Source organism: Mesorhizobium sp. M4B.F.Ca.ET.089.01.1.1 (genome assembly GCF_004022605.1).
GTDB lineage: Bacteria > Pseudomonadota > Alphaproteobacteria > Rhizobiales > Rhizobiaceae > Mesorhizobium > Mesorhizobium abyssinicae.
In genome coordinates this window covers 1-2769 of sequence record NZ_RZOS01000609.1, presented here as the reverse complement: position 1 = coordinate 2769, position 2769 = coordinate 1, and the positions used below count along the sequence as shown (strand labels likewise).

Annotated in this window: 5 protein-coding genes; 2 read left to right on the top strand and 3 right to left on the bottom strand. The window is 63.7% G+C overall.

The features are described 5' to 3' along the window. A partial coding sequence (locus tag EN780_RS31505; RefSeq protein WP_189556896.1) for a heme-binding protein occupies positions 1-264 on the top strand: 264 nt, incomplete at its 5' end. 149 nt (positions 265-413) lie between these two features. Here the strand turns inward: EN780_RS31505 and EN780_RS31500 are convergent. The 3 genes from EN780_RS31500 to EN780_RS31490 all read right to left on the bottom strand — a co-directional run bounded on the left by EN780_RS31500 (position 414) and on the right by EN780_RS31490 (position 2248). Next, a complete protein-coding gene (locus tag EN780_RS31500) occupies positions 414-815 on the bottom strand; it encodes a hypothetical protein (protein ID WP_126057953.1) in 402 nt (133 codons plus the stop codon). 375 nt (positions 816-1190) lie between these two features. After that, on the bottom strand, positions 1191-1373 hold the full coding sequence (rpmF, locus tag EN780_RS31495) for a 50S ribosomal protein L32 (RefSeq protein ID WP_006203806.1): 183 nt from the start codon (positions 1371-1373) through the stop codon (positions 1191-1193). A 167-nt stretch (positions 1374-1540) separates the two neighbouring features. Next, the gene (locus EN780_RS31490; RefSeq protein WP_128276219.1) at positions 1541-2248 is read right to left on the bottom strand and encodes a transglycosylase domain-containing protein; all 708 of its coding nucleotides are present in this window, start codon (positions 2246-2248) and stop codon (positions 1541-1543) included. Between the two features lie 129 nt (positions 2249-2377). On the opposite strand from EN780_RS31490, the gene EN780_RS31485 reads away from it, so the two are divergent. Then, a partial coding sequence (locus tag EN780_RS31485) for a polyprenyl synthetase family protein (RefSeq protein ID WP_189556894.1) occupies positions 2378-2769 on the top strand: 392 nt, incomplete at its 3' end.

The following is a 2769-nucleotide window of genomic DNA, read 5'->3' as shown; positions in this document are numbered from 1 at the left end:
GCCGGCAAGGCCTATGGCGCGCTCGCCATCGGCATGGGCTCGCGCCGCGTCGAAGCCTTCGCCAAGGAACGGCCGCATCTGATGGCCGGCATCTCCGATGTCTCCGGCGGTCATGTCCTGCCTGTCGTCGGCGGCGTGCTGATCCGCGATCATGCCGGCGCCGTCATCGGCGCGGTCGGCATCTCCGGCGACACGTCGGACAATGACGAGGCCGCCGCGATCGCCGGCATCGAAGCCGCCGGCTTTACTGCCGATCCGGGCTGAGCCCGGATCAGCAGGAGGATGTGTCGAGATTCAGGTCAGGCCCGAGTCGAAAATATTGGTTTCCGAGAACCGGAGCGGAGCGTACGTGAGCACCGGAAGCGCAGGAAACCTGCATTTGCAGACCGGTCTCACCTCAATATCGGCACATCCTAGTTCAGGTTGATATCCCTGCTTGCCGACCGCATCGACACCGAGAAGCCGGCGAGCACGTCGAACAGCGCGATGACCATCAGGGTGAAGAAGACCGAATGCGCCGCGCCCTTCACCAGTAGGAACTCGACCAGGAAGGCGATGAAGACCAGCGTCGACAACAGATGGTCGAGGATCGAGGCGTTGGTGGTGCGCACCGATTTCGAGATCTCGACGAACAGGAAGATCAGGCCGATCAGCACCATCAGGTCGCCGAGCGTCATCGAGAACACGCCACCGGACATCATGCGGAACGAGAACATCTCGTTGGCCCAGGGATCGTCGCCGCTGCCGAATATCCCGAGCAGCCCGAGATTGTAGAGCACGAAGGGCACGATCAGCAGGGGGATGGCACCGAACATCTGGCGTCTCCGATTGAGCTTCCTTCAGTTGCAGCCCGCCGGCCTTCCTCGTCAAGAAGTTTCATGCGTCGCCGCTAACACGCTCGAAGACCGCGCGAAACAAGCATGTCAGAGCAATTCCAGGAAAAGTGCGCAGCTGTTCTCCGTCCGGAATTGCGTCAAAACAAAAACTTGGGGCGGTTCGGCGATTCCATGAAACGCTGAACCGCCCTAGCGGGGGTTCCTCCCGCGCCTGTCGGGCCACAAAGACCGGCGCGCAGGGTCCGTCGGCAGAGTCGGTACCGGACCGTGACGCTGCAGCGATTGGCTGAGGCCAAACGCAAAAAGACCGGCCATTGGCCGGTCTTTTGGAAGTCGCAAACCGCCGGAAGCTTCTCAGCTTTCCTTCGGCTCCAGTACCTGGCGGCCACGATACATGCCGGTCTTCAGGTCGATATGGTGCGGGCGGCGCATTTCGCCGGAATTCTTGTCCTCGACATAGGTCGGGGCCTTGAGGGCGTCGGCCGAGCGGCGCATGCCGCGCTTCGACGGAGAGGTTTTTCGTTTCGGAACGGCCACGGATATGCTCCACTACATGGTCAAAATGCCCCGGCAACCCTCGTGAAAGGGCCATGTCTGGGGCCATAATCTGAGAAAGTCGGGTGCCTATACACGCCCTGCGCCGTTTTGGCCAGCACCGCGGCAAATTTTTTTGCCGGAGCAGGAAAGCAGCATGAAGCTGCACCTCAGTCCAGGCAGCCTATATAGGCGCCCGATCTGCCAGCGCGTCGCTCGATCAGCGCCGCCAGCCGTCGCAGGCCAGGCCCCGGCTTGGCGGGATTGCGGGCGATCGGGTTGGGCAGCGTGACGGCAAGCAGCGCCGCCTGCCGACGCGACAGCTGCTTTGCCGAGACGCCGAAATGATGCTGGGCGGCGGCCTCGATACCATAGATGCCCGGCCCCCATTCGGCGATGTTGAGGTAGATCTCCATGATCCGCCGCTTCGACATCACCGCGTCGAAATAGACGGCGAGCGGCAGTTCGACCACCTTGCGCACTGTGCCCAGCGGCCGCGACCAGAGGAAGAGATTCTTCACCGTCTGCATGGTGATGGTCGAGGCGCCGCGCGTTGCCTCGCCGGCCAGCGCGTCGTCGACGACGCCGCGCAATTCGCCGAGATCGACGCCGCGGTGGAAGCAGAACTGCCCGTCCTCCGACATGACCACCGAATGCGCCAGCACCGGCGACACGTCGTCGATGGAAACCCAGCGCCGGTCGTAGCCGGAGAAGGTCGCGAGGTCCTTCAGCATCAGCGTCGACACCGGATGCACGAAGGACGGCAGATAGAGGAAGGTCAGCACCACCGGTATCACCGCCAGGATGGCGGCAACGACCAGGGAGCGCCGGCCCAGGCGCTTGAGACCGACGCGGTTCAGGCGCCTCGGCCGCGCCATGTCCAGTCCTTCGATTTCATGATCGACGATCGGTTCCGTCAAGCCGCCCCACCCGTGCCATCAGCTCAACCGGCATAATGGCGCGCGGCTTCTTGCGCAATGTCTGAGTGTCGGCTACCGCTCCCGGCCATGGCGAAAGACGAAGAAATCGCGTTCGAAACCGCACTTCTGACACGCGCAGCGGCAATCGAGGCGCTGCTCAGGCGGCTTCTCGATGCGCGCGCACTGTCCGGCGAGATCGCCCGGCCGGAGCGGCTGATGGCGGCCATGCGCCATGGCGTGTTGAACGGCGGCAAGCGCCTGCGCCCTTTTCTGGTCATGGAAAGCGCGGCGCTCTTTTCCGCCGATGGCGAGGCGGCATCGCGCGTCGCGGCGGCGCTCGAATGCGTGCATTGCTATTCGCTGATCCATGACGATCTGCCGGCCATGGACAATGACGATCTGCGCCGCGGCCAGCCGACCGTGCACCGGGCCTTCGACGACGCCACCGCCATCCTTGCCGGCGACGCGCTGCTGACGCT